The sequence below is a fragment of the Methanoculleus taiwanensis genome (genome assembly GCF_004102725.1).
GTDB lineage: Archaea > Halobacteriota > Methanomicrobia > Methanomicrobiales > Methanoculleaceae > Methanoculleus_A > Methanoculleus_A taiwanensis.
On the sequence record NZ_LHQS01000002.1, the window covers coordinates 185,944 to 210,837 of the forward strand.

Consider the following 24,894-nt stretch of genomic DNA (forward strand, 5'->3'; position numbering starts at 1 on the left):
GCTCCTGCCCGCAGGTACTCAAACCTGAATGTGTTCAGCGGGAATGGCTGGTGGGGAGTGACGTGAGCGGTACGAACCCGGAGGTGCAGAAGAGCGGTTTTGCGGCGATCGGACTGTTCGAAATAAAAATCTCTCGAGAAAAGCACTGAAACGCTGAGGGGGAGATTTGAACTCCCGAGGGGCTCAACGCCCCACGGGCTTTCCAGGCCCGCGCCCTACCGGTCTAGACTACCTCAGCACAGTGTGCATCATAATTTTGATCTCGCTTTAATTAATGGTATCCTTTCTATCCTGCCGCCCCTCACTCTTTTCGGGCGGCTTTCTTCCAGCCACGCGGATACGTACCCGGCTTCATCATGACGGTATGCGGTGCTATAACAAGTCCCGGCGTTCCGGGCTTGATCTTCGTCGAGCTTTCAAGCGCCGTGCCGAGAGCGACGAGTTCTCCTTTCTCCGTCAGAATCGTGATCGTATCTCCCTTCCCAAAGCCGGTGAGGCTCCGGACGCCGACTCCTGCAAGCACCGCTCCCCTGCAGACAGCATCGACGGCAGTGTCCCGGATTACCACGCGCGGCAGATCGGTCACCGCCTCTTCCACCGGCAGGATCATCTCCCGGAGCGGCCCGGTATCCCCTTTCTCCGCCCGTATGCGCGCGTCCTGTAGGTCGTGGAGCGTGTGGGCGTGCTCCTCGGAGAACTGGCCGGAACGGGTTCTCCTGAGTTCCTGCATATGACCGCACACGCCGAGTGCAAGCCCCATATGGACACAGAGCGTGCGGATGTATGTTCCGGCATCGCAGCGTACACGGAAGAGGACGAGCCTTCCTTCAACATCGAGGATGGTAAGCTCGTGAATCTTCCGGATCCGCAGATTCCGCTTGACGGCGCTTCTCCGGGGAGGACGCTGGTAAATCCGGCCGGTGAACTCCTTTGCCACCCGCTCGATATCTTCCCGGGAAACGTCGCCGTGCAGCCGCATCAGGCAGACGTACTCTTTGCCGTGCTGGAGGAGGTGCTGGGCCAGCCGCACGGCATCCCCGACCATGATGGCAAGGACGCCGGAGACCTGCGGATCGAGCGTACCGGAGTGGCCGACTTTTGCGCCCAGGATCTCTCCGACCCAGGCGGTGACCTGATGGCTGGTCGGCCCCCGTGGTTTATCGATGACGATGATCCCGGAGCCGGTCGATCCCGGGAGCCGGGTGATGCATGCCTGTTCAGGCATAGTCTGTTCAGAGTTTGTCATGCTTGTATGGATGAAAGATGGGTGTTCAGCGCCTCAAGCGTCCCTGCGAGCGTCCCGTTGCCGGTGACGTCCGGGGGGTATCCGCCGTCGCGCATCGCGTCTGCGGTAATATCGCCTATCGCCACGAGGAGGAGGCCCGGGTGCGGCCGCCAGCGTGCTTCCCGGAACGACATGGCGCTTGTAAAGATGAGGGCGTCCGCACCGTCGAGGGCGAACTCCCGGCCGGTCGGTTCGAGCCCGTATATGGGAACCTCCTCCGGGTCTCCTCCCGCTGCCCGGATACCCTCGATGAGTACGGGGTTCGGTACGTCAGCACGGGGAATGCCTACGCTGCGGCCTTTGAGCCATTCTCCGAGATACGGCACGAACTCCCGGGAGTAGTATGCAGGGAGTGTCTCGGCGTCGATGCCGTAGTCCTGCAGTGTCTCGGCGGTCTTCGGGCCGATAGCGATCACCCGGGGATACCGCTCGATCTTCGGGGCGATGAGCACGGCAGGGAGTGCGCTCGTAAAGAAGAGGCAGTCGAACGCCTCGCGGTTGACGGCATCGGCAAACTCGACGATCCGATCCTCCAGGATCACCGCCTTTAAGGGAGAGACCGTGTAACATTCGTGCCCGAAATGGGCACAGGTTGCCTGGTCGTCTGCCGCTTTATTCTCGAGCCGGGTGATCGCTATCTTCATCGCCCAATCGTTCGCTCCGAAGGAATATGACTGTATTGATCGTGTGCGGCCGGCAGTCGCGGTACCGTTTCGATTGGTTTATGCCACGGGATTGAGGATTAAGGAATAGTGATGCTCGTCGGCATTCTCATCGGTACCGGCATCGGGATCGCACTCGGGACGGTGAGCGGGCTCATCCCCGGTATCCACGCCAATACCATGGCCGGCCTTCTCCTTTCTCTTCAGGCAGTCCTTCTTCTCTTCCTCGACCCGATCGCCCTTGCGGCTGCCATGTTCGCTGCGCTCGTCACCCATACGTTCCTTGATATCATCCCGAGCACCTTTCTCGGCATACCCGATGCCGACACCGCTCTCGCGGTCCTTCCTGCCCATGCCCTCTGTCTCGAAGGAAAGGGTGAGGAGGCGGTCAGAATCTCTGCCCTTGGGAGTGCCTTCGGGGTCGTGCTTTCCCTCCCGATAGCGGCGTTCTGTTTCCTCGTCCTTCCCACGGCCCAGCCCCTCATCGATTGGGGGATCGGTCTTCTCATCCTTGCCGTCGCGGGGTTTCTGATCGTCATCTCAGAGTCCCCGGCGTGGGCGGCGGCCGTCTTCGGCGTCTCGGGTTTGCTCGGCCTCTTTACATTCCGCTTCTCCTACCTTGCCTGGCATACCGTCGGGGACTCGGCGGTTCTTATGCCGCTTCTCGCCGGGCTCTTCGGCATATCGGTTCTCCTCACGGCATCACGCGGAGCAATGCCGCCTCAGCAGTTCCGGGGTCTCGACACCGCCGATCTCGAGGTTGGGAAGGGTTCGGTGCTCGGAGCAGTCGCAGGAGCGATGGTTGGATGGATGCCCGGGCTTTCGAACGCGACGGCGAACGCACTGCTTACAACCCTGGTCGGTTACGACTCCCGGCCACGTGAATACATCCTGGCGACCGGCGCTGCCAATACGGTAAACGCGTTCCTCGGCCTTGCGGCACTTTACGCTCTCTCGCGAACGCGGAACGGCGTGATGGTGGCGCTCTCGGCAGGCGACCTCCCGCCGATGACCCTTCTCCTCCTCGCCGGGGTACTGGCGGGAGTCTGTGCCTATCTGCTGACCATCCTGCTGGCATCCTCCGCCACACGGCTCGGCAGCATCAACATCACCGCCCTCAACTACTCTGTCATCGGTTTTGTTGTCCTGCTTGCGCTCCTCCTCTCCGGCCCCTTTGGAGGGCTCGTGCTGCTCCTGGCGACGGCGGTCGGTCTCGTGCCCCAGCTGGTCAACGTAAGAAGAGTCTACTGCATGGGGGCGATCATGCTGCCGGTCATGCTGTACTCGTTCGGCATCGCCGTCCCGTGATATCAGCCCGATCCGAAGAGCGAGTAGATATACCCTGCGTATGCTCCGAGCATGACAAAACCCCAGCCGCGGCGTATTCGGTTGCTCTCCACGAAGAACGGGAGGATGGCGACGGCAAAGAGGCTCATCGCAAGGATGTCGGTGTACGATCCGATCGGGATTGCCCGGATGACGGCGGCAGATCCCATCACGAAGAGCAGGTTGAATATGTTGCTGCCGATGATGTTTCCGACCGAGATCCCTCCCTCTCCCCGAACGACTGCCGTAAGCGAGGTAGCGAGTTCCGGAAGCGAGGTGCCGACCGCGACCATGGAGACGCCGATGATGAACGGGCTGATGCCGAATACGAGCGCGATATCCGTTGCCGTCGTGACGATAAGGTTCGCCCCGATGATAACGCTGAGAAGGCCTCCGCCGGTGAGCAGGTAATCCCTGCTTCCATGGCTCTCGAAGGCCGTCTCCGTCGCCACCCCCTGCCTCCAGAGAACCCACATGATCAGGGCGAACGATCCGAGCATGACGATCCCTGCAGGCAGGTCAAAGACCATCCTGACGGCGAGCAGCGCAAAGAGAGCGACCGCCCCGAGCATGAGGAGCACTTCGTTGATGCCCCGGACGCCCGGCTCCTGCCGGATTACTCCCGGATTGACGATGGCGCAGATGGCGAGGACGAGAGCGATGTTTGCGACGGTGCTCCCTAGGATGTTTCCGAGAGCGAGATCGGGTGCATCGGCAACGACCGCCTGCATATTCACCACGAACTCCGGGAATGACGTGCCGAAGGCGATGACGGTGAAGCCGATCAGGGTCGGGGAGATCCGGTAGCGTGCTGCAAGGCCGCTTCCCCCGCCGACGAAGAGGTCCGCACCTTTGATGAGCAGAGCTATTCCGATGACGAATCCGAGGGTTGAGATTATGGCAGTCGGGGGCATATCCTCTCCGGTATCGCCGGGGCATTGTCAGTTGTCATGGGTGTCCCCTTCACTCGCTCTTTGCCTCTCCTGCCGGCAGGCGGTGCTGTCTGCCGGAATGGGGGTCTGCCGGGAAACGACTCTGTCGGATTCTCTGAAGAACATATCGGTCTTCGATACTCTCGTGTATGCCTGCTGGCAGAAGTTCTGACATTCACGGCTGACCACCGGACCCGGGGCTTTTACACTTATATTGTCTCACCGCCCACTAGTGAGTACGATGGAGCGCTACTGGTTCGGAGATGTGAGTGAAGAGGGCTGTCGGATTGCGAGCAGGAATCCGGAAGAGCTCGTAGAACGGGCGGGTTCGCTCCATACCGGTATGGACTCGTTCACCCCTCTCGACTGGCGGATGGCACGGAACTGCGGCCTTGTCCGGGACAGAAACGAGTACATCAGCCTCCTCCGGCAGGTCTGCACCATGCAGGCCAGGCAGAAGATCGCCGCATCCTACCAGGAGCGCGACGTTGAACTGCTGCAGATGGTTCGTATGCTCGACGAACTCGATACCGTCATCAACCTCCTGCAGGAGCGGGCGGCGGAGTGGTACCAGACCGGCAGCCCGTCCTTCTCCCGCAAATATCGTTCGCTCTCCGCCCGGAAGATGCTCGGGGTGATCCGGAAGGGTTCCGGTGGGGGGCTCCGGCGGGTGGCCGATGAGATCGAGCGTCTCGCAGGTCTTCGCAGTTCGCTCATGCATGAGGTCTCCGACCGGGCGGACGAGGTGCTCCCTAATTGCAGTGCGCTCATCGGCGGGCTGGTGGCGGCACGTCTGGCATCGCGGGCGGGTGGACTTGAGGCGCTCGCCAGGATGCCTGGGAGCACCATCCAGGTGATCGGTTCCGAACGCGCCCTCTTCTCCCACCTCCGATCCGGCTCTCCACCGCCGAAGCACGGGATTATCTTCCAGCACCGGCGGGTGCATAACGCTCCGAAGGAGGTGCGGGGGCGGGTTGCGAGGGTGCTTGCCGGGAAACTCGGAATAGCCGCGCGGATTGATTATTACCGGGGAGCTCTCGACCCTGAATTTATCGCCGAGGCGCAGGCACGTATCGACGAAGCGGGGAAGACGGCATGATCCGGATACAGAATATACTGGTATCCCCCGGAGAAGGGGGTGTTTACAATGAGCGGATGCTTGAGGGCTACCGGGTGTGGGATCCCTACCGGAGCAAACTTGCAGCTCTCTATATCCTCGGCGAGGGAGTCGAGCTCCCTAAGAGCATGCGGGTGCTGTACCTCGGCGCTGCCAACGGCACGACGGTGTCCCACGTTGCCGATTACGTCGAGACGGTCTATGCCATCGAGTTTGCCCCCCGTCCGATGCAGGATCTCCTCGAGGTCGCCCGGCGGCGGAAGAACGTCGTGCCGATCATGGCCGATGCGTCCCGGCCGGAGGAGTACGCTCCTTTTGTGGAGGCCGTTGACCTGATCTATCAGGATGTGGCGCAGCCGGATCAGGTGAACATTGCGGAGAGAAACCTGCCCTTCCTCCGACCGGGTGGATGGCTGATCCTGATGCTCAAGACGCGGAGCGTTGACGTCAGGCGGGACCCGAAAGAGGTCCTCGCCGACACTCTGACCGAACTTGGGCGGCGTCTCGAGGTCGTCGAGGTCCGCTGGCTCGATCCCTACCATGTCGACCACGCGGCGATCGTCTGCCGCGACCGGTCGGCCGGAGTTATGAAATAATAGCCCCGCCATCCCTTTTCCATGGACCGAGTCGTCTTCAACCCGTTCTCTCCCCTGATGCTGATCATGCTGATCGGTGCTATTCTCCTCTTCGGACTCGTCATTCTGCTGCTGCCCGTCCTCTTTCTGACGGTGGTCGGGGCGACCTTCGCGAAGCTTGGTTTCTCCTGGAGAGAGGCGCTCCTGATCCTCATCCTCACCCTGGCCGGGAGTTTCATCAATATCCCGGTGAAGACCGTCGAGAACTACGGCAGTCCTGCCGCAAATGGGTATGTATCGACCTATGGCAGGCTCTACCGCATCCCGGCCGTGTCGTCGAGGACGACCATCGCCGTTAATGTAGGCGGCGCCCTGATCCCGGTCATCATCTCGGCATACCTGCTCTATGACTCGGTCGTGCTGACGGGTGGTTTCGGTATCGTATCCCTGGCGCTTGTAGGCGTACTCGTCGTGACCCTCATCACGAAACTCGTTGCCCGGCCGGTGCCGGGTCTTGGGATTGCCACACCGTTCTTCATCCCGCCCCTGGCGGCGCTCTTCTCCGCTATCATCCTCTCGATATTTGCAGGTGGGTTTGAGACGGCACCGGTGATCATAGCCTACGTCAGCGGTACGCTGGGCACCCTTATCGGGGCGGATCTGCTCAACCTCAGGCGTATCGGGGAACTTGGGGCACCTATGGCCAGTATCGGCGGTGCAGGTACGTTCGACGGGATATTCTTAAGCGGCGTCCTTGCAGCATTCCTTGCGTGAAGGATACTCCTCCCGTGCTCTCTCCTTTTTTCAGAGCCGCAGCCTTTCGCCGATGCCGGCGTAGCGGTGGTAGAGTTCATCGAAGACCTCGAGCTGCCGCAGGTATACCTCATAGGTGTCACGTTTGTACTCGAGTGTCGTCGCTATCTCGGGGTTCCTTGCGATCCGGTCGAAGACGGCCGGAAAATCGAGCCCGCCGGCGGGATGGTCGAGCTCGAGGTGCTGGTCGGTAACGGAGCCGTGAAGGTTATTGGAGAGGTGCTGGTGGCGGACGGCCAATCTCTCGAAGCGGTTCAGTTCGTCCGTATAGGAGAGGTTTCTGAAGTTCGCCGTACAGTAGAGGTGGGCAAAGTCGAGGCAGAACCCGCGGACGCGATCGCCTGCGATGGCCGCGAGCTCGTCCGCAGTATCGCCGAGGAGTGCATACCCGGCGTAGACAGACGGCAGGTTCTCAAGAGCCATCCTCGGATCGGCGTACTCCCGGAGAAACCCCCGGACATTCTCGAAAGCGGCCTTGCGGGTTCCGTCTCTGTATCTGCCGGCGTGAATGACGATGCAATCAGAGCCAAGGAGGTCTGCGGCACAGAGTGTCAGATTCATCGCGTCTTCAACGTGCCGTGGAGCTGTTCGCGGGTCGAAACCCTCACAGAGGGTGGGGTCGGCAGGGTTCACTCCTTCGCCGTGGTGCGGAGCATGGATTACGATCGGAACTCCGGCAGCGCCGATTTCATCTATCCGTTCTTGAAAGATTCCTCCCGGCTCTGGAATAATCTGAACCTGGATATGGTCGATCCGCCCCCGGTCGTACAGGCCTGCGAGAGCGTGAAATGCCGTTGTATCGTCAGACCGGACGCCGCAGCCGATGCGGTATGGCCGATGCATAGAGAACGGTAGCACTCATGGTGGCTTGATGGTTAGTAATGGGGCGGGAAGAAACGACTGTGCCTGAGGAGAGATATAGAAAATGAGTAGCCCGGAGCAGATTCGAACTGCTGTCGCAAGATCCAGAGTCTCACATGATTGACCGCTACACTACCGGGCTATTGTGCTCTATAACGTTGATTCTGGTTCCTAATTAAGGTGACGGTACGGGTTCACCTGGGGGGTGCCCGATCGCACCGGCCGCAGGCCGCACAGACCTCGGGAACGGGTTGTATTTCTAAACCCTTTTTGCAAAAGGGCGTTATGTCGTTGAGATCCCGTTTGTAGTAGACATGGGGGACGAGCGCGATATGGGTATACCGGCCGCATGCGGCACCGACCTCGTCGGCGATCCGTTTCTGGAGGTGCACGAGTGCGTACATATTGGCGCCGGAGGCGCTGAGCATATCGTTGCTCCGGAAGACCACTTTCATCTGGAGTCTGCCGTCACGCAGGAGACACTGCACGAGCTGGAGGCAGGGGCAGTCGTCCAGGCTCTCGTCGACGACGGGGTTCCAGGTGACGGCGACGGCCCGGCGGCTCTCAGGCGATGCCTTCAGCTTCTGGATGATGTAGTCGATCTGGTCGACGTGCACGTTCACCCCGTCGATGCTCAGGCGTTCGCCCCAGTCGAAGAGCCGGTGGTGGTAGTCGTACTCGAACTCGGCCTCTGAGCCGTTCAGCAGGTTGTCGGCATACGTCTCGAGGAACCGCCGCTGGAACCGGGAGCAGGGACTGGCCATCGGTTCCGCGAAGGGGTCTTCGATGTCGAGCGCCAGTTCCTCGTACTCGATCGTCGCCTCGTCGTCCTCGGTATTGAGTGCCCATCCTTTCTCAAGCACCATCTTCACGGCGAGCTCGTGTGCACGGGCGATGGTCGGTGCACGGATGATCTTCATGCAGCTCTGGTGGGAGGGATGAATGTAAATATACATGGATTTGACCTGGAACAACTGGGGGGATGCCGTCCGGATCGGAGTTGTCGGCAACGCACGCCTGGGGGAGGCGCCCGGTTGCGTGCAGGCGGTGACGCAGGAATGTCCTGTGAAACGGGGGTGATGCCGGTGAAAGTGTTGAAAATTCCCCGGAATGATTGTTTGGAGCCGGGGCATTTTTATTTCGGTATTGGTATTATCCGTGGTCATAGGGAAACGGGGCGATATCCGGGCGTATTTCTACCAATTCCGCGCATCATGGAGCCGTTCGTGGGGTGATCACCTCCGATCAACCACAAAGGATATATTAAGTGTTCCACAAATATTGTGACATATTCCGTTATTCGGAGTATAGAGCGTGGTGAACCCGTATTCGACGCATGTCGAATACCTCGTGTTCACATTCCCTCATATAAGCATAATGGAGGTACAGTATGAAGAGTATCACTAAAACGATGGTCGTCGCCTTCGTTGTCCTCATGGCAGTCTCCCTGATGGTTGCACCCGCAGCCGCACGGGCTGTTGCTTCTGGCAACACTGTCTATGTAGGCGAAGAAGGCCTCGATCTGTCCGGCATTGCCGGTATCACTCGCCTGGTCCACTACAGCGACTTCACGGCAGGTGCAGCCGACAACATCATCGATGTTCCGGTCGCAACCGACTTTGACCTGACCGCAACCGATGCCGGTGGCATCACCGGCACCTACTATGCGTGGAACGCTGGTGGCCTTATCGCCGGCAACCCGTTCGTTGTCGTCAAGGTTCCGAACGTGACCCTCGATGTTGTCCTGAACAACTCCCGTTCCGACTCCGTGAACGGCAAGTCCGTCTCCCGTGACACTGTTCTCGCTTTCGAGCTCCAGAACAATGTCGGCGGCCTGTATGCCACCCCGGCAATCGCCACCATGGACATCGAGATCACCACCCCCGGCGGCGGTAAGCTCACCCAGTTCGGCGGCGTCAGCACTGCAGCCGTCCCGATCAACGCATCCAAGATCTACGTCGGCGGCATGAGCCTCTCCGGCGTCGAGGCCGGCACGTACACTGCCGTTGCCAAGTGGACGAACAACCCCGCAACCGGTCTGAAGGACAAGGGCTTTGACTCGAACTCCGTCAGCTTCCAGGTTACCACGAAGACGCTCGCTATCGAGTCCAACAAGGACAGCGTCATCCGCGGCAACACCTTCGTCGTGACCATCACCGGCGAGTCCAAGAAGGCCTACTGGGTCTACGTCAAGGACGCCGGTCTGGCCAACAACCAGTACCCCCTGATCGCACCCGGACAGCCCTCCGTTGTACCCGGTGTTCAGATGACTGGTGTCACCGACCTTGCAAACTTCACCGACACCAAGGCTCAGGTCACCACCAGCGCTGCCGGAACCCGGACTGTCCAGTTCAACACCACGGCCATCACTGATGACCAGAGCTTCACGATCAAGGTTGTCGACCCGACCAACCTCGCCACCTCCGACGATGTCAAGGTGAAGGTTGAGAAGGGACAGGTCACCATGACCGCATCCGGCACCGGTATCTACTACATCGGTGAAGAGATCACGCTCTCCGGAACCAACACCGACAACTCGACGACCTTCCTCTTCCTCACCGGCCCGAACCTTGGCGCCAACGGTGTCAAGCTTGAGAACGCGACCATCAGCGTTGTCGACACGGCTGGCAACACCTTCACGACCGAGTCCGTCGAGACCGACGACACCTGGTCGTACAAGTGGGACACCTCTTCACTCGGTGAAGTCGTAGACTCCGGTACGTACACCATCTACGCTGTCTCCGCACCCCGTGACAAGGCTCACCTCTCCGGTGTGCAGTATGCAACCGCATCCGTCGTCCTGAAGACCCCCTTCATCACGGCAACCGCGAGCGCGAGCTCCGTCGCCAAGGGTGACGAGCTGACCGTCTCCGGAACTGCGGAAGGCAACCCGAACAACGTCTACGTCTGGATCTTCGGCAAGAACTTCCGCCTGCTCTCCCAGTCTGCAAGCGTTGAGTCCGACGGCTCCTTCGAGTACGACCTCGACTCCGGCCAGACCAGCAACCTTGCATCCGGCCAGTACTTCGTCGTCGTCCAGCACCCGATGATGGACGGCCAGCAGGACGTCCAGCTTGTTGCAGGAACTACTGCTACCATCATCGCACCCGGTATGACTCAGGTCAACCTTGCAAACCTGCAGGCCTCCGACGCTGCAACTGCTCTCGTTAACGCTCTGAACTCGCCCAACGTGGACGACACCTACACCAAGCTGACCTTCCTCGTGGAAGAGCCCTGGATCAGGATCGACACCATCGGCGACCAGAACGTCGGCAGCACCTTCACGCTCTCCGGAACCACCAACCTGGCATCTGGCGACGAGCTGCTCATCGACGTGACGAGCGCATCCTTCCAGCCCACCGAGAAGACTCAGGCATCTGAGTTCAGCGGTGCATCCGGCACGGTGACCATCCAGCAGGGCGAGCCCTACAACACCTGGTCCTTCGAGGTCGACGCCTCCGCCTTCCAGCCTGACGAGTACATCGTCAACGTTGAGAGTGTAGAGACCGGTGCAACCCAGACCACGACCTTCAACGTGGTTCAGGGACAGGCAACCCCGACCGTCACCCCGACCGGCAACGCAACTGTTGCACCGACCACTGCCGCAACCACCACCGCCACCACTGCAGCTCCGACCACTGCCACCCCTGGCTTTGGCGCACTGATTGCACTGATTGGCCTCGGCGCTGTTGCTGTCCTGGTCCTGCGCAGGAACTAAACCCCTTTTTTTCTTTGAAAGTCTTCGACTGACGCTTCGTCGGTTGTTCTGTTGTTCTTTTCTTTCGTGCCATACGGCCTATTCGCTTCATCGACGTACCGGTGGCTGCTATTCCATGAAGGCTCTCCAGGATGAGCCTGTGAAAAACAGCCGATTTTATCTAGAAGGAACCCGATACACCTGACTGGACGGGTAGATCTGGCATGAAGTTATCAGCAAAGCTCATCGATATCGCAAACAGAGGCGTCCTTCTGCACAGTGCGGACGCCCGAAGCATCCGTGTCCGGGACGGCGACCGCGTACAGGTAACTAATGTGGGAGCGGGGAAGACTGCCCAGGCTCACGTCGATACCACCGGGTCGCTCATACCGGAGGGGACTCTCGGCGTCTACCGGCCCCTGAATGCCGGCCTTGCACTTGCTGAGGGCGACAGTGTTGAAGTCCGGGGAGCAGACCGGCCGGCATCGCTCGCCTACATCAAGAAGAAGATGGACGGAGAGCGGTTTACCAAAGACGAGACGTTCAGTATCGTCAAAGATATCGTGGACGATACGCTCTCGCCGGGTGAGGTGACCGCCTATGTTGCTGCATCGTACATACACGGCCTTGATATGGACGAGGTCGAGTACCTCACCCGTGCCATGGTCGAGACCGGCGACCAGCTCCGTTTCAGCACCCGCCCGATCGTCGATAAGCACTCGATCGGTGGTGTCCCCGGTAATAAGATCTCACTGCTTATTGTTCCGATAATCGCCGCAAGCGGTTTAAAAATCCCGAAGACGAGTTCGCGGGCAATCACCGGTGCCGGAGGAACCGCGGATCTGATGGAGGTGGTAGCACCCGTTGCATTCTCTGCCGACGAAGTCCAGACGATGACGGAGAAGGTCGGCGGTGTCATCGTCTGGGGCGGCGCGACGAACATTGCGCCTGCCGACGATCGGATCATCACCCACGAGTACCCGCTCAAGATAGATGCACGCGGCCAGATGCTGGCGAGTGTCATGGCCAAAAAACTCGCTGTCGGGGCCGACCTCGTCGTCATCGATATCCCGGTCGGCAAGTACACGAAGATTGCGGATATCCAGGAGGGACGGAAGATGGCACGTGAGTTTATGGAACTCGGCGACCGCCTGAACATGCGGGTCGAATGCGCTCTCAGTTACGGAGAGTCACTGGTCGGCCACACCATCGGCCCGGTCCTCGAGGTGCAGGAGGCTCTTGCTGTTCTCGAAGGAAAAACGGAGCCGAACTCACTGATCCAGAAGAGCCTCTCCCTCGCCGGAATTGCCCTCGAGATGTCCGGCAAAGCCGCACCTGGCCAGGGCTTCTCGATGGCGGAAGATCTTCTCAAAAGTGGAAAAGCACTCGATAAGTTCAAACAGATCATCGAGATTCAGGGCGGCGATGCGGGTGTCACGTCCGAGAGCCTGACCGCCGGTGAGCACCAGTTCGTCGTGCGGGCACCGCAGGACGGGTACGTCATCGAACTGAATAACAGGTCGCTCATTACGATAGCCCGTGCCGCCGGTTCCCCGCTGGATCATGGAGCGGGTATTGTCGTCCATGCCAAGAAAGGGAGCAGAGTGGAGAAGGGCGATCCGATCCTCACCCTGTATGCCGATCGTGCATGGCGGCTCCAGAGTGCCATCGAGGTAGCGCGGACGCTCATGCCGGTCGTGGTAGAGGGGATGATTCTCGAGCATATTCCGTCCGGGCGCTGGATTTAAACCGATGCACTCAAATTTTTGAAGGCAGAATATTCACCCATGCATATACGTCGCCTTCTCTGTATCCTGGTGGTCGGGGTGCTTTTTGTCTGCGGGAGCGCTCAGGCAACGCATCTCCAGATCACGGTGCTTGACGAGGCGACGTCTGTTGGTTTGAGCGACGTTTCGCTCTATGTCGACGGTGATTATGTCGGAATGACCGGATCAAACGGACTTTTTTCGTATACGCATTCGATGAGCGAGAGTTACCGCCTCAAGGCGACGAGATCGGGCTACAATGACTGGGTGGGACTGGTCGGCGGATCTGCATCGTCCGTTCTGATCGAGATGTCCCGAAAGAGTGAGGTTCTGGCGGTCGACCTCTTTGATGGGGAGAGTCTGCAGCCGGTGCGGGACGCTGTGGTGCAGGTGCACGGCGACGGATTCGACGGCTCCGAGAGCACCGATGCGAGCGGGAGAGCCGATTTTCAGGTAAAAGCGGGTGGCCTGTACAACATCGAGATCCGTGCACAGAGTTACTACTCCTTATCAAGGACGGTACAGATGGAGAGCAGCGGTCGCACCGTCCAGTACTGGATATACCGGAACGATAAGTTCGCGGCACTGGTGAAGGACTCCCAGACCCGGCAACCGATCGCGGATGCTACCGTCACCATCGACACCGGCCGTGCAGGCACCACCGGTGCCGATGGGCTCCTTCCTCTCCATCTACAGCGGGAGCGGCGATATCTGGTTGTTGTTGAGAAACCTGACTACCAGACGTATCAGGCTGAACATCTGATCACCGCGGATGATGTCCTGCTCACGATCCTGCTCTCCAAGTCGACCTATCCTGTCACCGTCTCGGTTTATGACGAGACCAGAAAGCCGGTGGAGCAGGCCGATGTCTTTATCAACGGAACGTGGCAGGGGAAGACGGATCGATACGGGAGATATGGCCTTCCGAGCGTTGAAGCAGGAACCTACATGGTAGAGGTCTCGGCACCCGGGTATACGGGCTGGAGCGACACCTGCCAGATTACCCGGACGGGCGAGGATATCATCGTCGATCTGGCCTACGCCCGGGCTGACGTGATGATTAAAGCGGAGGATGCGGATGGCCGGGCTCTTGCCGGTACGGCAGTCCTGATAGACGGTCGGCCGGCGGGGATAACCGATGCTGAAGGTACTCTCCGGACGGTGCTGAAATCCTCGGATTCGTACAACGTCTCGGCATCGCTCGAAGGATATCGTTTTGCCTCTGTCGCTCTCGAGGTGCCGCTTGGAAGAACTGCTGCAGAGGCGACGGTGCGCCTTGAGCGCGAGTTTGATCCGGTGGTTCTTATCGGGGCGTTTGTTCTCCTTCTTGCTCTGATAGCAGCCGGTTTCTTTTATAAAAAGCGGAGGGGCGCGAAAAGGCTCCGGTCACCGAAGACGCGCAGCCTGTAGATAGGCAGGTTCCGCCCCTCCTGTTATATCCGGTTTTTGGTCAACCTTACGGGAAAACTCCTTCCTGTATATAATTATTTTTTAATCGTACTCCGGTGCGAAGCACACTTTTTTAAAATCCTCATTTAAATGGTTCAATTAACCTCAATCCGGATTTGAATTCGTTATATTTCTAAAGGGCTTTTAATATCGAGTTAATCCATGATCGGGGTTTATATATTAGTTCTCTCTATTGGATGTTCAGCATAACATGCATTCCGGGATACCTTTACTGATACTCCTTGCGCTCGCTCTCGCAGTCGCTCCTGTCACGGCCGGGTTCCCCTATACGTGCTCGGTCGACAGCGACACCGACTGGGTGGTTGCCGGTGGGAGCGGGGGCGCCGCCGTCACCGTGACGGTACTGAGCGGTAGCGTGGCGGTGCCGGGGCTCCCGGTAACCTTCGAGATCAGCCCGGGATTGGGCAGCATCACGCCTGCCACCGGGGTCACCGATGCACAGGGTCACGCTTCAGCGACGTTCATGCCGGGAACCGTGAGCGGCGCCGCAACGATAACGGCACGGGTCGAATCTCCGGCAGGGGAGGTGGTCGGAACGTGTGAGGTTGGTATCGACCACGCCGCACCATATCGGATAAGCATGACGGCGTATACGCCGGAGGTGACGGTCGGGGAGACGACGGCCGTGACGGTCCGGCTGGTCGACCGCTACGGCAATCCCGTCGGCAACCGCAGGATTGCCGAGATGGTCTCCTTCACCGTCGGGTCGGCCGGCGGAGATGCGGGATTCTGGAACGGGTCAGCGTATCCCGACACCCTGGTCGGGGAGGTGGACGCTGAAGGAAACGCCACGGTCACGTTAAGAGTCAGTCAGGTTTCGGGTGAAAACCTCGTTTTCATCGATCCGCCGGGTCAGGTTCCCGACCGGTTCCTGACGATCTACGGGGTCGCCAATGGGGTTCCTGCCTCGATAACCCATGCTGTAACCCCGTCGGCCGGCTCTCCTCCGTATCAGCCTGCGGATGGAACGAGCAAATTTACCCTCACCTATACTCTCTTCGACCGGTACGGCAACCCCTCGGGAGGCCAGGCCGTCCGGATAACGACCTCTCTCTCCTCCGAAGGAGAGCGTCTGTTGACCACCAACAGCGTAGGGCAGGTCACGATCGGCTATGGGCCGAAAGAGACCACCGGAACGGTGACGATCACCGCGACGGCGGTAGCGAACTCGTCGGTCACCGTCTCCCAACCGGTGGAGTTCACCAGCACCGCCCCGGTGAACATGCTGCTCACGGCAAGCCCGCAGAACATGCCGAGCCGGGATGTCAAACCTGAGTCGGAGGCACGTATCCGGGCGAAGGTGATGGATATCAAAGGCAATCCGGTCTTTGGGGAGACCGTCGCCTTCGAGATACGGGCGATCGACGCGGGCATTTATGCCCAGACTGAAGACCCGTCGCTCGTCTCGGCGTCGGCGCTGACGAACGCCGATGGTTACGCCGACGTCGTCTTCTGCCCCGGCGCCTTCACGACCGATCGGAATAATGCCAGCTACAGTGCGACCGCCACCGGCACCTGTGAGATCGTGGCAACCTGGGGGAACATCAGCCGGACGATCGCGGTGACGTGGAAGAACTATCCATATCTCTCGGTGGAAACCTTCACATCAGATGAGACGGTTGCGGTGAACGATACCATCGATGTGACCGTTCTTCTCCGGGGCGACGGGTGGGCGCTTCAGCCCGATCCCATCGATGCCATGCTGGTGATGGATCGTTCGGGAAGTATGGAGAGGGAGACTGATGTGACCGATGCGTCGGGACACGCGATCAGTCGGCTGGACGCAGCGAAGATCTCGGCGAAGACGTTCATCGGCAGCATGAATGAGGACGCCGATCGGCTCGGTATGGTGTCATACGACTATGAGGGCGGAGTCACGCTCGATGCGGATCTTGGGAGTGATTTTGCAGTTGTCAACGCCAGCATCGATAGTCTGGACGCGGATAACGGAGCCACTGCCACCCGGGCGGGGCTGAAAAGTGCAATCAAGCATCTTATAGAAAATCCCAGTTCGAATCCAAAGGCGATCCGTGCGGTGATTCTCATGACCGACGGCAACTGGAACAACGCAGGGAGCCCGGTTGCCCACGGAACCGGTTGGCCTGCAGGGGGAGCCTACACGTTCTCGAACTATGCAACGGTCCTGGAAAGCTCGAATTATCGCTATTATACCGGATTTGGTGGGACACTCGCCGGTTCCCCACTGAGTTGTGCCAACGGCGAATTTACCGAGCAGAACCTGTCGATATACGCAAAGAACCACGGTATCCGGATCTATGTCATTGCATTTGCCTTCACTCCTGATAACGTCGTGAGTACGACGTTCCGCAGCATGGCCGAACATACCGGCGGCTTCTACCGTCATGCTCCGAACACCCAGGACCTTACCGACATATACTCGGAGATAGCCGGAGAGCTCAAAACCGAGGCGGGGGTCAACACTGAGATGAGTGTTGAATTTGAGACTGTTGAGGTGAACGGGACCCTGGAGGCTGGCGCGGATGTCTTCGACTACGTCTACGTGCCGGGGAGTTCAACCCTGATCAAGAGTCTCAACAGTACGTACACCCGTGACGATACCCTGAACTGGGCCAATAATCATGCCCTCTCCTTCGATATTGGCACGGTAAAGCTGAATCAGGTCTGGGAGACGACTTTCCGTCTCAAGGTGCTGACGGACGGCAACATCAATGTCTTTGGATCAGGTTCGACCATAGCCTTCAATGACGGTGCCGAGGCGCTGAACCTCCCGGACCTCTTCATCACGGCGGTTCCCGGCCTGAATAATACGGGTGTCGAGACGATGGCGCTCGTCGTCGACAACCTCTGTTGCACCGGCGCCGAGCCGTACCTGGATCTGCTCCCGGTTGCGTGGGAGGTCAACTATTCCGGCGCGGCGACCGTCTCGCAGACCGTCTCCTACTCCTCTGATGGAGGGAACACCTGGGTCTGCTTCGATGCAAGACCGGCGGTGACCACCCATGGTGTCACCCCCGATAGCACCGTGCTCGATGTGCGACGGCTGCCGCCGGGAGAGTACCTGATCCGGGTGCATGCCACGAGTCCGGATACCCCGGATGCCCGGGCAGACCTTGCTACGCCGGTACAGGTGGGCTCATCGGGTCAGGTAAAGATCCAGATCCGCTAACCTTTCTTCTCCTCTTTTTTGCAAGCTCGCCGGCCGCACCGGGTGCTCAATCCCGGTGCTGCAGAAATATCCTTTCCCTTGACGCATGAGTTCTGGCACTCCTTCGGCTGGTTTTGAATGAATATTTCTTTGGCAAGCAAATTCTCGCAAAATCCTAAACTGGGGGTTCAAATCGTTTCAATTAAGTAAATGCGTCTCTTTATTGATTTTATTTCTGAGCTATATTTTTATACTGGTATGAGATAATAACCAGAAGTGAAATCTATGAGGTACTGGATAGTGGGGTATCTGCTGCTCGGCGCCATGCTGATGGTACCGTCCGCGGCAGCGCTAATACCGGATCAGGTCACCGCGACCGGCAGTCCGGACTGGGTTGTTGCCGGCGGGAGCGAGGGCGCCGCCGTCACGGTCACCGTGCTGAACGACAGCCTGCCGATACAGGGGCTCCCGGTGACCTTCGGGGTCGAGACGGAACTGGGGAGTATCGCACCGGGTATCGTGGTCACCGATGCGCAGGGACGTGCCTCGGCGACGTTCACGCCGGGAACCGTAAGCGGCACCGCAACGATAACGGCGCGGGTCGAATATCCGGCAGGGGAGATGATCGAGACGTGCGAGATCGGAATAGATCACGCCGCACCTGACCGGATAGCGCTTGTGGCATACACGCCGGAGGTGGCGGTCGGGGAGACGACGACTGTGACGGTCCGGCTGGTCGACCGCTACGGCAACATTGTCGACAACCGGATTGGTGCCGAAACAGTGCTCTTCACCGTTGGATCGGTCGACGGCGATGCCGGGTTCCTGGACGGAGGGGAGTATGTCGACAGCATCCGGCAGAGCGTAGGCGCCGATGGGAACGCCACGGTCACGCTCAGGGTCGGTCAGGTTTCGGGTGAAAACCTTGTTTTCATCGACCCGCCGGCGCCGATTACCGATGGTAGATTCCTGTCTATCGAAAGTATTTCGCATGGAAATCCCGCCAGTATTACGCCATACGTCGAACGGAGCCCGGCGATCCTGCCTGCCGACGGGACGAGCAAGTTTTTTATGACGTTTGTCGTGCGAGATCAGTATGGCAACGTCGTCTCGGGCTGCCCGCTCACCATCACCAACTCGCGTGATGGAAACCCGACAGCGACCCTGACGAACTCCTACGGGCAGGTCACCGTTAGTTACGGGCCGACGCTGAAGATTGGGGTGGTGACGATGACCGCAACCGCCGGGGAGGGTGCTGATACTGTCTCCGCCTCTGCAGACATTGAGTTTGTGAGCTCCGAACCGGTGGACATGGTGCTCTCCGCGAATCCTGAGTTTATGGCGAGCCGCGACGTGAACGATTCCATCACCGCAACCGTCAGGGCGAAGGTCGTCGATGTCAGGGGAAACCCGGTCAGGAATGAGACCGTCCAGTTTGCAATTACTGATGTAGAGACCGGAAGCTACCATGCAACGACAGGTCCTGAGATCTCGGCGGCGAGCTCTGTCACCGACGAGAACGGTTATGCGCTCGTCACGTTCCGACCCGGGGCCTTCATCGCCGATAGTATGGATGCGAGCTACAGCGGGACCGCGAGCGGCACCTGCGACGTCGTCGCCACCTGGGGTGCCATCAGCAGGAACGTCACCCTTACCTGGAAGAACTATCCCTACCTCTCCGTCGAAACCTCGGTCTCACCTGAGACGGTGGAAGTGAACGATACCATCGACGTGACCATCCGGCTCCGTGGGGACGGGTGGGTCGTGCAGCAGATGTTGCCTATCGATGTCGTCCTCTGCGTCGACCGGGGAGAAGATATGCTCCTCAATGATACCGCCGATGAGAAGGTAGGTTGTGACCGTATGATCTATGCCCGGGATGCGGCATGGAACTTCACCGAGTTTCTCTCGCTCGGAAATAATCGTGCCGCTCTCGTGACGTTCGGGGACGTGTCGGTAGATACGCCGGAGCATGCCTCTCCGTTCGTGAACGGTTACGTCGATCTGGTGAATCTTTCAAACACCTACAACTGGAAGAAAAACCTTGCCAAGGACGGGAACGAGAACGATGACGTCATAGCGGTCGAATCGTACTATCCCGGCAATAACAGAATACAATACCTGGACTTTGCCGAAGTGAAAAAACCGCTTGACAGCGGAACCTGGATGGATGTCAGGACAGAACTCTGGAATATCGTCCCGGCCAACAGGGAGAAGACCGGCGAAGCCACCGCACCGCTCCGGAAGGGACTCCATACCGCAATCACGCACCTGGTAGAGGACGGAAGGCCGGACGCCGTCAAGGCGGTCGTCGTCCTGATGCAGAACAAGTACTGCTACTTCGGCGACCCGTTCGGATCGGACAACGGGGGGAGTGCGATGACCTGCGACCCCGACGATAAGAATCTTTCCTCGGGTGAGGGTGATTATTACGCATTCGGCAACGGTAGTAGTGAAAATATGGCCAGGTACGCGAGCGACAACGGCATTATGATCTATCCTATCTACTATTCGGGCAGCAGTTCCACATCCGAGGAAGATGTTCCCCGCGAACTTGCCAACCAGACTGGCGGCCATTATTTCATGGCCGACAGATCTTCGGAGCTCGAAGCGGCGCTCCGCGACATCCTGACGATCCTCCGGGATGAGGCAAGCGTGAACACCGCGATGGATATAGCGTTTGAGAATGTCAGCGTGAACAGCAACCCGCGGCCCGGTGATGAGGTGCTCGAGTACGTCTACGCCCCTCCGGTGAACTCAACCCGGATCTGGAGTTACAACAGCACAGCGACGATCATCCCGGCATACGCACGCGACGACACGGCGAGCTGGAACCTGGATCGACAGCTGCACTTTGATGCGGGTACCATTAAAGTAGGCCAGATCTGGGAGACGACCTTCAGGCTCAAGGTGCTGACGGACGGGAACATCGATCTCTTCGGGCCGGGCTCCTCGATACGTTTCAACAACGGGACCGAATTGCTGACTCTGCCGGCGATCTACGTGACGGTTCTCCCCGACGGTGATGCACCGCCTGTGGGTTCTGCGGCTCTGGAGGTCTCGAATCTGCAGTTTACCGGCACAGAGCCGGTCTATGATATCCTGCCCCTCGCCTGGGATCTCGCCTATAACGGGACTGCGACTGTTACCGAGGATATCTACTATCAGAATGACGGAATCAAATGGATCTATCTCGGTTCAAAGGACGCCGACAACTCGACGTCGGGCGATACCTACCAGGCTGGCGTTCACGCCATGCCGGCCGGCAATTACTCGTTTAAGGTGTATGCCACCGCTCCCGATGCCCCAGACTCGTGGGTCACGACAGATAGCCCGGTGAGCGTCAAGGATCTCTCCCGCGCATATATCCAGATCCAGTGACGGGCGGGAACCATTCAATCCCTGTTTTTATTCTTCGCGGCACTGCCCTTTCGGAGCGGAGTCTCCCGGGATATCCCTGCCCGGCTGTGGGCAGCTTGAATCCGTTAGACAGCCCTTCCTTCAGTCCTGAAAGGCACCAGGCCTCCCTGGTCTCAAGCGGATCTGGCGGGTGCGATGAAGCGATCACACGGGAAGTTCCGGCCGCGATCGTATCAGGCCGGTGCGCATCCCGCCGCCACTGTTCCCGGGGCATGGGGCCGGCGGTGCAGGTGGTTGCCTTTGTAAAACAGGTGGCCATGGTATGAGTAGCAAAAGGTGGTGATGCGAGACCCCGGAAAGCGGCTGCGCTCCCCGGACGACTCTTAAAAGATGACGGACCCAGCGGGAATCGAACCCGCGTCCTTGGGTTCGAAGCCCAAGAGGATATCCTCTACCCTATGGATCCCCACATGAGTTTCTATCAGAAGATATTAAGCGTTTTCTTGCGATTACATTATAAGATGATCCTTTCAGCAGAAGAGACCCTCCGCCGCCTTCAGGGAGGGGACCTCGTCATCCAGCCCTACAGCCAGACGTCTCAGCAACCGGCATCATATGACCTCCGGGCTGCAGAGGATACGGTGCTCCGGAAGGGCGCGTGCACGCTGGTGCACAGCATTGAACGGGTTGAGCTTCCGGCGGATATCGCAGCGACACTACGGTGCAGATCGTCGTTTGCGAGGAGGGGCGTTCTCCTCGGCGGAGGATTTGTAGACCCTGGTTTCCGCGGAGAACTGACGCTCTGCCTTGTCAATGCGGGTGAGGAGGATATCTTCCTCGAACGGGAAGACCGGGTGGTGCAGATGATTCTGCAGACTGTGATGAACGGTGTCCGGCTCTATGAGGGAAGATACCAGGACAGCAGGGGTACGGTGCAGACACGATGAGCATGTCCATTCGATCCGAACGAAAGTATCTCGAGATCCTCCGGATCCTCAAAGAATCTCACGAACCGATGGGGGCAAAACGGCTCAGCGAGATGATGGCCGAGCGGGGTTTCATCTTAAGCGACAGAGCCGTCCAGTACTACCTTCGTTACCTGGATGAGATGGGGTTCACGGTCAAGGTCGGAAACCGTGGCCGTGTCCTCACCGAAGAGGGGACGGCGGAGACTGAGAGCGCGCTCGTCGACGAGCGAATCGGCTTCATCATCTCGAAACTGGAACGGCTCGCGTTCAGGAGCAACTTTGATCCGCTGACCTGTACCGGGAACGTCGCCTATAACCTCACCATAGTGCCCGAGGAGCATCTTGACGGTGTGACGGAAGCATTCGACGAGGTTATCCGGGCAGAATGCGGTTTCTTCGATTCGTATAAGATCGTCGATACCGACCCGCGGGTGCCGGACGGGCATGCAGGGTTCATTACCGTCTGCAGCGTGACTCTTGACGGAGTGATGCAAAAGGGGGGAATTCCCACCCGCCTTGAGTATGCCGGACGGCTTGCCGTCAAAGAGGGATCGACTGCCGAGTTCATCGACCTGATCGGCTACCGGGGAACCAGCATTGATCCGCTGCAGCTCTTCATATCTGCGGGTCTTACGTCGATTAACCGTCTGGTCAATGCGAAATGCGGCATTGCTCTTGCAAATATCCGTGATGTTCCCGTCGCCGCGAAGGGTCAGGTAGAGCAGATCATCGACCAGATGAAGGAGTGTGGTTTTGTCTTCCCCGCCGACATCGGGATCGGAGCATTCAACCTGCGTGAACACCCATACCGTCTCCCCATTGTCGCCTTCAGCGGGATGAACCTCATCGGGAACGCTATCGAGAAGGGCTATCTGCTCCGGACGGAGATCGGTGCCGGTAGTATTCCGTTCTCAAAGATATCGGATGCTAGGTGATCCAGACAAAGTCGTCGTCCGGATCGGTATCATCATCTTTTTGTTTCTTCCCGGTTTCTGTCCGCGTGGTATGGTCGATGACGTTGAGCCCGCTCCGGGACGGCACCACCTCGCGGGGTTTCCCGGCGCCCCTGTCAAATCCGCGTCCCGACCTGCCGAGCAGATCGTCCGAGGGGCGCTGAGGACGGTCGCCGATGCGAACCGTGTCGCCGGAAAAGATCTCGTCCCGTGCCCGCTGCCCTCCCTGCTTCAGTGAAACGGCTTCACCTGTCATGGTGCCCTCCTTCGGCCGCTGCACGGGTTTGACGGAGGCAGTGAAGCCCGATGAGGCATCGAGTTCTTTCGGCGCGCTGTTTGCCCGGATCTCCTTTGGGCCGAAGACGCCGTTCTTTGGTGCGGGAGCGGATGAAACAACAGTTTTTCGCGTGATATCTATCTCTCTTTTCCCTTCCTTCCCCGGGAGAACGATTGTGTCCTCGTCTCCACGCACTGCTGCCCGGGGGATCGTCTCGATAGTATCGTCTCTAAACTTCTTCTCTCCTTTCGACCCGGGAAGGGAGATCATCTCGTCCTTCTCTTCCGTTGCCTCTCCTGCCATCTCCTCGTCACCGTCCTCTTCGCCGTATTCTTCGGGGCGGTACGGCTCCTCTTCGGTCTCGTCCGCCCATGGATAGTCCTCTTTGGGCTCGTCCGCTGGTTCCGGATATGCCTTCTGCCGGCTCTTTCTCTCTTCTTCTTCACGTTCGAGGAGATATTCTATCCTGATCTGATTGATCTCCTCGACCCGCGGAATGTTGTGAAGACCGGAGAGCATGATGATGATGCCGACGTACGATGTATTCTTTACGGGGTAGTCTCCCGATCGCATCTCGAGGCCTGCAATGCTCCGGTCGATCCATTTCCTGACGGTCTGGAACCCCTTCATCGAGAGCTCGGCGGAAGGGCCTGCGATAAGCACCAGCGCCTTGTCGGCACTCGTCAGATCACAGGGTATCGAAGTCTCCTCATACACCGCTCTCTTTGCTAGCGCCACAATACGTGCTGCTTTCTCATGCGACCCCTCGATGAAGTACTTCGACGAGCGCCACCTGTTGAAAAGGTCGAACCAGCTCCCCGGAAGCGGTTCGGCGGCGTATCCTACCGAGACATACCCGCTGCCCTGCAGCGTATTGAGAACCTCCCCCGCATCAAGGACGATCTCTGCCACTTCAAGCCCGGCTTCGTTGAACTCTCCTGCCCGGAGGAGCAGCCCCACCTGCCGTGCGATCCGGTCGTTCAGAAGATCGTACATATCCCGGGGATTCTGCGGGAATGAAGGGATTCTTCGGGCAGCCTGGTTCTTGATGCCCGCCTTCTCTTTTGCAGTGGCCGTGAGCGAGCTCTTCAGTTTGTCGTGCCAGGTCTCGTTATCGAAGAGTATGGTTCCGTCGGTGATCTCCCGGAGCAGTTCGAGATCAGCAGCTGCTTTCGCTGAGATCTTCTTCCCCTCTGCCAGGCGGGGAAGGATGGCAACTGCGAAGATCGGCTCGACATACGAGGTTCTGAGTTCTTTTACGATGATGGGGACAAAGTCGACCATGCTTCCCCCAAGGCCGCAGCAGAGCAGAATTGCATCGATCTCGAGGGTGTCGAGCCGCTGGACCCGTGTCATTACTTCTTCTATATCGATATTGCGGGCGATGTCGTAGGGGTGGTCGGGGTCGATAGGCGGGAAGAATATCCGTGCGGTCTCGGGCAGGTGCCGCAGTTGCAGGAGGGTGTTTGCCTCGATATCGATGGCAACTGCGCTCATGCAGCAGACTTTACTCCGCCGGTCGTGATCGTAGAGCTTGTCCACGATCCGTGCTCCGGCACCGCCAAGGCCAATCGCCAGTACCCGCATATGAAAATCCCGGTTTTTCTTCTGGAGCGGTACAGCCGAAGAGCGATGCATGCAGAGCTCCCAGCCGCACCTGTAAACCATTGATGTGTTTAGCGGAGAATGGAGATATACGTTTCTG

At 58.9% G+C, this 24,894-nt stretch carries 18 protein-coding genes and 3 tRNA genes; 12 read left to right on the plus strand and 9 right to left on the minus strand.

The features are described from left to right. Positions 1-151: 151 nt before the first annotated feature. The 3 genes from ABH15_RS05735 to ABH15_RS05745 form a co-directional block, all read right to left on the minus strand. Positions 152-238, minus strand: a tRNA-Ser gene (locus ABH15_RS05735). Positions 239-301: 63 nt separating this feature from the next. After that, positions 302-1,246, minus strand: a complete 945-nt coding sequence (locus tag ABH15_RS05740; protein WP_394342492.1) for an RNA-guided pseudouridylation complex pseudouridine synthase subunit Cbf5 — start codon at positions 1,244-1,246, stop codon at positions 302-304. Further along, entirely contained in the window at positions 1,243-1,929 is a 687-nt protein-coding gene (locus ABH15_RS05745; RefSeq protein ID WP_128693424.1) for a uroporphyrinogen-III synthase, read from the minus strand. Before ABH15_RS05745 ends, ABH15_RS05740 begins: the two co-directional genes overlap by 4 nt. A gap of 111 nt (positions 1,930-2,040) precedes the next feature. Between ABH15_RS05745 and ABH15_RS05750 the strand changes: the two genes are divergently transcribed. Next, complete coding sequence (locus ABH15_RS05750; protein WP_128693425.1) at positions 2,041-3,255, plus strand: tripartite tricarboxylate transporter permease; 1,215 nt, start codon at positions 2,041-2,043, stop codon at positions 3,253-3,255. Between the two features lie 2 nt (positions 3,256-3,257). On the opposite strand, the gene ABH15_RS05755 is transcribed toward ABH15_RS05750, so the two are convergent. Then, positions 3,258-4,187: a calcium/sodium antiporter gene (locus tag ABH15_RS05755; protein ID WP_128693426.1), complete on the minus strand. Its 930-nt coding sequence runs from the start codon at positions 4,185-4,187 to the stop codon at positions 3,258-3,260. 259 nt (positions 4,188-4,446) lie between these two features. On the opposite strand from ABH15_RS05755, the gene ABH15_RS05760 reads away from it, so the two are divergent. The 3 genes from ABH15_RS05760 to ABH15_RS05770 are packed head-to-tail and all read left to right on the plus strand — an operon-like array spanning position 4,447 to position 6,671. Continuing rightward, complete coding sequence (locus ABH15_RS05760) at positions 4,447-5,304, plus strand: NOP5/NOP56 family protein (protein ID WP_128693427.1); 858 nt, start codon at positions 4,447-4,449, stop codon at positions 5,302-5,304. Next, positions 5,301-5,918, plus strand: coding sequence for a fibrillarin-like rRNA/tRNA 2'-O-methyltransferase (locus ABH15_RS05765; RefSeq protein ID WP_128693428.1), 618 nt, complete (start codon positions 5,301-5,303; stop codon positions 5,916-5,918). The genes ABH15_RS05760 and ABH15_RS05765 overlap by 4 nt, the downstream gene beginning before the upstream one ends. Before the next feature lie 21 nt (positions 5,919-5,939). Continuing rightward, a complete protein-coding gene (locus ABH15_RS05770; RefSeq protein WP_128693429.1) occupies positions 5,940-6,671 on the plus strand; it encodes a DUF1614 domain-containing protein in 732 nt (243 codons plus the stop codon). Between the two features lie 30 nt (positions 6,672-6,701). Here ABH15_RS05770 and ABH15_RS05775 read toward each other — a convergent pair whose 3' ends face one another. The 3 genes from ABH15_RS05775 to ABH15_RS05785 form a co-directional block, all read right to left on the minus strand. Then, positions 6,702-7,553 carry a TIM barrel protein gene (locus ABH15_RS05775; protein ID WP_128693430.1) on the minus strand — a complete coding sequence of 284 codons (852 nt, stop codon included), beginning with the start codon at positions 7,551-7,553 and terminating at the stop codon, positions 6,702-6,704. 87 nt (positions 7,554-7,640) lie between these two features. Further along, positions 7,641-7,713 (minus strand) — tRNA-Gln (locus ABH15_RS05780). 52 nt (positions 7,714-7,765) lie between these two features. Beyond that, positions 7,766-8,491, minus strand: a complete 726-nt coding sequence (locus tag ABH15_RS05785) for a thymidylate synthase (RefSeq protein ID WP_128693431.1) — start codon at positions 8,489-8,491, stop codon at positions 7,766-7,768. Positions 8,492-8,525: 34 nt separating this feature from the next. Between ABH15_RS05785 and ABH15_RS14065 the strand changes: the two genes are divergently transcribed. The 6 genes from ABH15_RS14065 to ABH15_RS05810 all read left to right on the plus strand — a co-directional run bounded on the left by ABH15_RS14065 (position 8,526) and on the right by ABH15_RS05810 (position 21,012). Further along, positions 8,526-8,651: a hypothetical protein gene (locus ABH15_RS14065; RefSeq protein WP_277749824.1), complete on the plus strand. Its 126-nt coding sequence runs from the start codon at positions 8,526-8,528 to the stop codon at positions 8,649-8,651. Positions 8,652-8,961: 310 nt separating this feature from the next. Then, complete coding sequence (locus tag ABH15_RS05790) at positions 8,962-11,289, plus strand: MEMAR_RS02690 family S-layer glycoprotein (protein WP_128693432.1); 2,328 nt, start codon at positions 8,962-8,964, stop codon at positions 11,287-11,289. A 203-nt stretch (positions 11,290-11,492) separates the two neighbouring features. Continuing rightward, positions 11,493-13,016, plus strand: coding sequence for an AMP phosphorylase (locus ABH15_RS05795; RefSeq protein ID WP_128693433.1), 1,524 nt, complete (start codon positions 11,493-11,495; stop codon positions 13,014-13,016). A 39-nt stretch (positions 13,017-13,055) separates the two neighbouring features. After that, positions 13,056-14,444, plus strand: a complete 1,389-nt coding sequence (locus tag ABH15_RS05800) for a carboxypeptidase-like regulatory domain-containing protein (protein WP_128693434.1) — start codon at positions 13,056-13,058, stop codon at positions 14,442-14,444. Positions 14,445-14,694: 250 nt separating this feature from the next. Continuing rightward, complete coding sequence (locus ABH15_RS05805; protein WP_128693435.1) at positions 14,695-17,652, plus strand: Ig-like domain-containing protein; 2,958 nt, start codon at positions 14,695-14,697, stop codon at positions 17,650-17,652. 264 nt (positions 17,653-17,916) lie between these two features. Further along, entirely contained in the window at positions 17,917-21,012 is a 3,096-nt protein-coding gene (locus tag ABH15_RS05810; RefSeq protein ID WP_128693436.1) for an Ig-like domain-containing protein, read from the plus strand. A 373-nt stretch (positions 21,013-21,385) separates the two neighbouring features. On the opposite strand, the gene ABH15_RS05815 is transcribed toward ABH15_RS05810, so the two are convergent. Then, a tRNA-Arg gene (locus ABH15_RS05815) sits at positions 21,386-21,457 on the minus strand. 55 nt (positions 21,458-21,512) lie between these two features. Here ABH15_RS05815 and ABH15_RS05820 point away from each other — a divergent pair. Both ABH15_RS05820 and ABH15_RS05825 read left to right on the plus strand, forming a co-directional pair. Beyond that, positions 21,513-21,938, plus strand: coding sequence for a dCTP deaminase (locus ABH15_RS05820; RefSeq protein ID WP_128693437.1), 426 nt, complete (start codon positions 21,513-21,515; stop codon positions 21,936-21,938). Next, a complete protein-coding gene (locus tag ABH15_RS05825; protein ID WP_128693438.1) occupies positions 21,935-22,894 on the plus strand; it encodes a DUF128 domain-containing protein in 960 nt (319 codons plus the stop codon). Before ABH15_RS05820 ends, ABH15_RS05825 begins: the two co-directional genes overlap by 4 nt. Here ABH15_RS05825 and ABH15_RS05830 read toward each other — a convergent pair. Then, positions 22,887-24,776 carry a tubulin/FtsZ family protein gene (locus ABH15_RS05830; RefSeq protein WP_128693439.1) on the minus strand — a complete coding sequence of 630 codons (1,890 nt, stop codon included), beginning with the start codon at positions 24,774-24,776 and terminating at the stop codon, positions 22,887-22,889. The two genes, ABH15_RS05825 and ABH15_RS05830, sit on opposite strands and share 8 nt — an antisense overlap. Positions 24,777-24,894 lie beyond the last annotated feature (118 nt).

Excerpts from the sequence above, each read along its gene's own strand:
- ABH15_RS05740 (WP_394342492.1), bottom strand. The coding sequence starts at position 1,246 with ATGACAAACTCTGAACAGACTATGCCTGAACAGGCATGCATCACCCGG.
- ABH15_RS05745 (WP_128693424.1), bottom strand. The coding sequence starts at position 1,929 with ATGAAGATAGCGATCACCCGGCTCGAGAATAAAGCGGCAGACGACCAG.
- ABH15_RS05750 (WP_128693425.1), top strand. The coding sequence starts at position 2,041 with ATGCTCGTCGGCATTCTCATCGGTACCGGCATCGGGATCGCACTCGGG.
- ABH15_RS05755 (WP_128693426.1), bottom strand. The coding sequence starts at position 4,187 with ATGCCCCCGACTGCCATAATCTCAACCCTCGGATTCGTCATCGGAATA.
- ABH15_RS05760 (WP_128693427.1), top strand. The coding sequence starts at position 4,447 with ATGGAGCGCTACTGGTTCGGAGATGTGAGTGAAGAGGGCTGTCGGATT.
- ABH15_RS05765 (WP_128693428.1), top strand. The coding sequence starts at position 5,301 with ATGATCCGGATACAGAATATACTGGTATCCCCCGGAGAAGGGGGTGTT.
- ABH15_RS05770 (WP_128693429.1), top strand. The coding sequence starts at position 5,940 with ATGGACCGAGTCGTCTTCAACCCGTTCTCTCCCCTGATGCTGATCATG.
- ABH15_RS05775 (WP_128693430.1), bottom strand. The coding sequence starts at position 7,553 with ATGCATCGGCCATACCGCATCGGCTGCGGCGTCCGGTCTGACGATACA.
- ABH15_RS05785 (WP_128693431.1), bottom strand. The coding sequence starts at position 8,491 with ATGAAGATCATCCGTGCACCGACCATCGCCCGTGCACACGAGCTCGCC.
- ABH15_RS14065 (WP_277749824.1), top strand. The coding sequence starts at position 8,526 with ATGGATTTGACCTGGAACAACTGGGGGGATGCCGTCCGGATCGGAGTT.
- ABH15_RS05790 (WP_128693432.1), top strand. The coding sequence starts at position 8,962 with ATGAAGAGTATCACTAAAACGATGGTCGTCGCCTTCGTTGTCCTCATG.
- ABH15_RS05795 (WP_128693433.1), top strand. The coding sequence starts at position 11,493 with ATGAAGTTATCAGCAAAGCTCATCGATATCGCAAACAGAGGCGTCCTT.
- ABH15_RS05800 (WP_128693434.1), top strand. The coding sequence starts at position 13,056 with ATGCATATACGTCGCCTTCTCTGTATCCTGGTGGTCGGGGTGCTTTTT.
- ABH15_RS05805 (WP_128693435.1), top strand. The coding sequence starts at position 14,695 with ATGCATTCCGGGATACCTTTACTGATACTCCTTGCGCTCGCTCTCGCA.
- ABH15_RS05810 (WP_128693436.1), top strand. The coding sequence starts at position 17,917 with ATGAGGTACTGGATAGTGGGGTATCTGCTGCTCGGCGCCATGCTGATG.
- ABH15_RS05820 (WP_128693437.1), top strand. The coding sequence starts at position 21,513 with ATGATCCTTTCAGCAGAAGAGACCCTCCGCCGCCTTCAGGGAGGGGAC.
- ABH15_RS05825 (WP_128693438.1), top strand. The coding sequence starts at position 21,935 with ATGAGCATGTCCATTCGATCCGAACGAAAGTATCTCGAGATCCTCCGG.
- ABH15_RS05830 (WP_128693439.1), bottom strand. The coding sequence starts at position 24,776 with ATGCGGGTACTGGCGATTGGCCTTGGCGGTGCCGGAGCACGGATCGTG.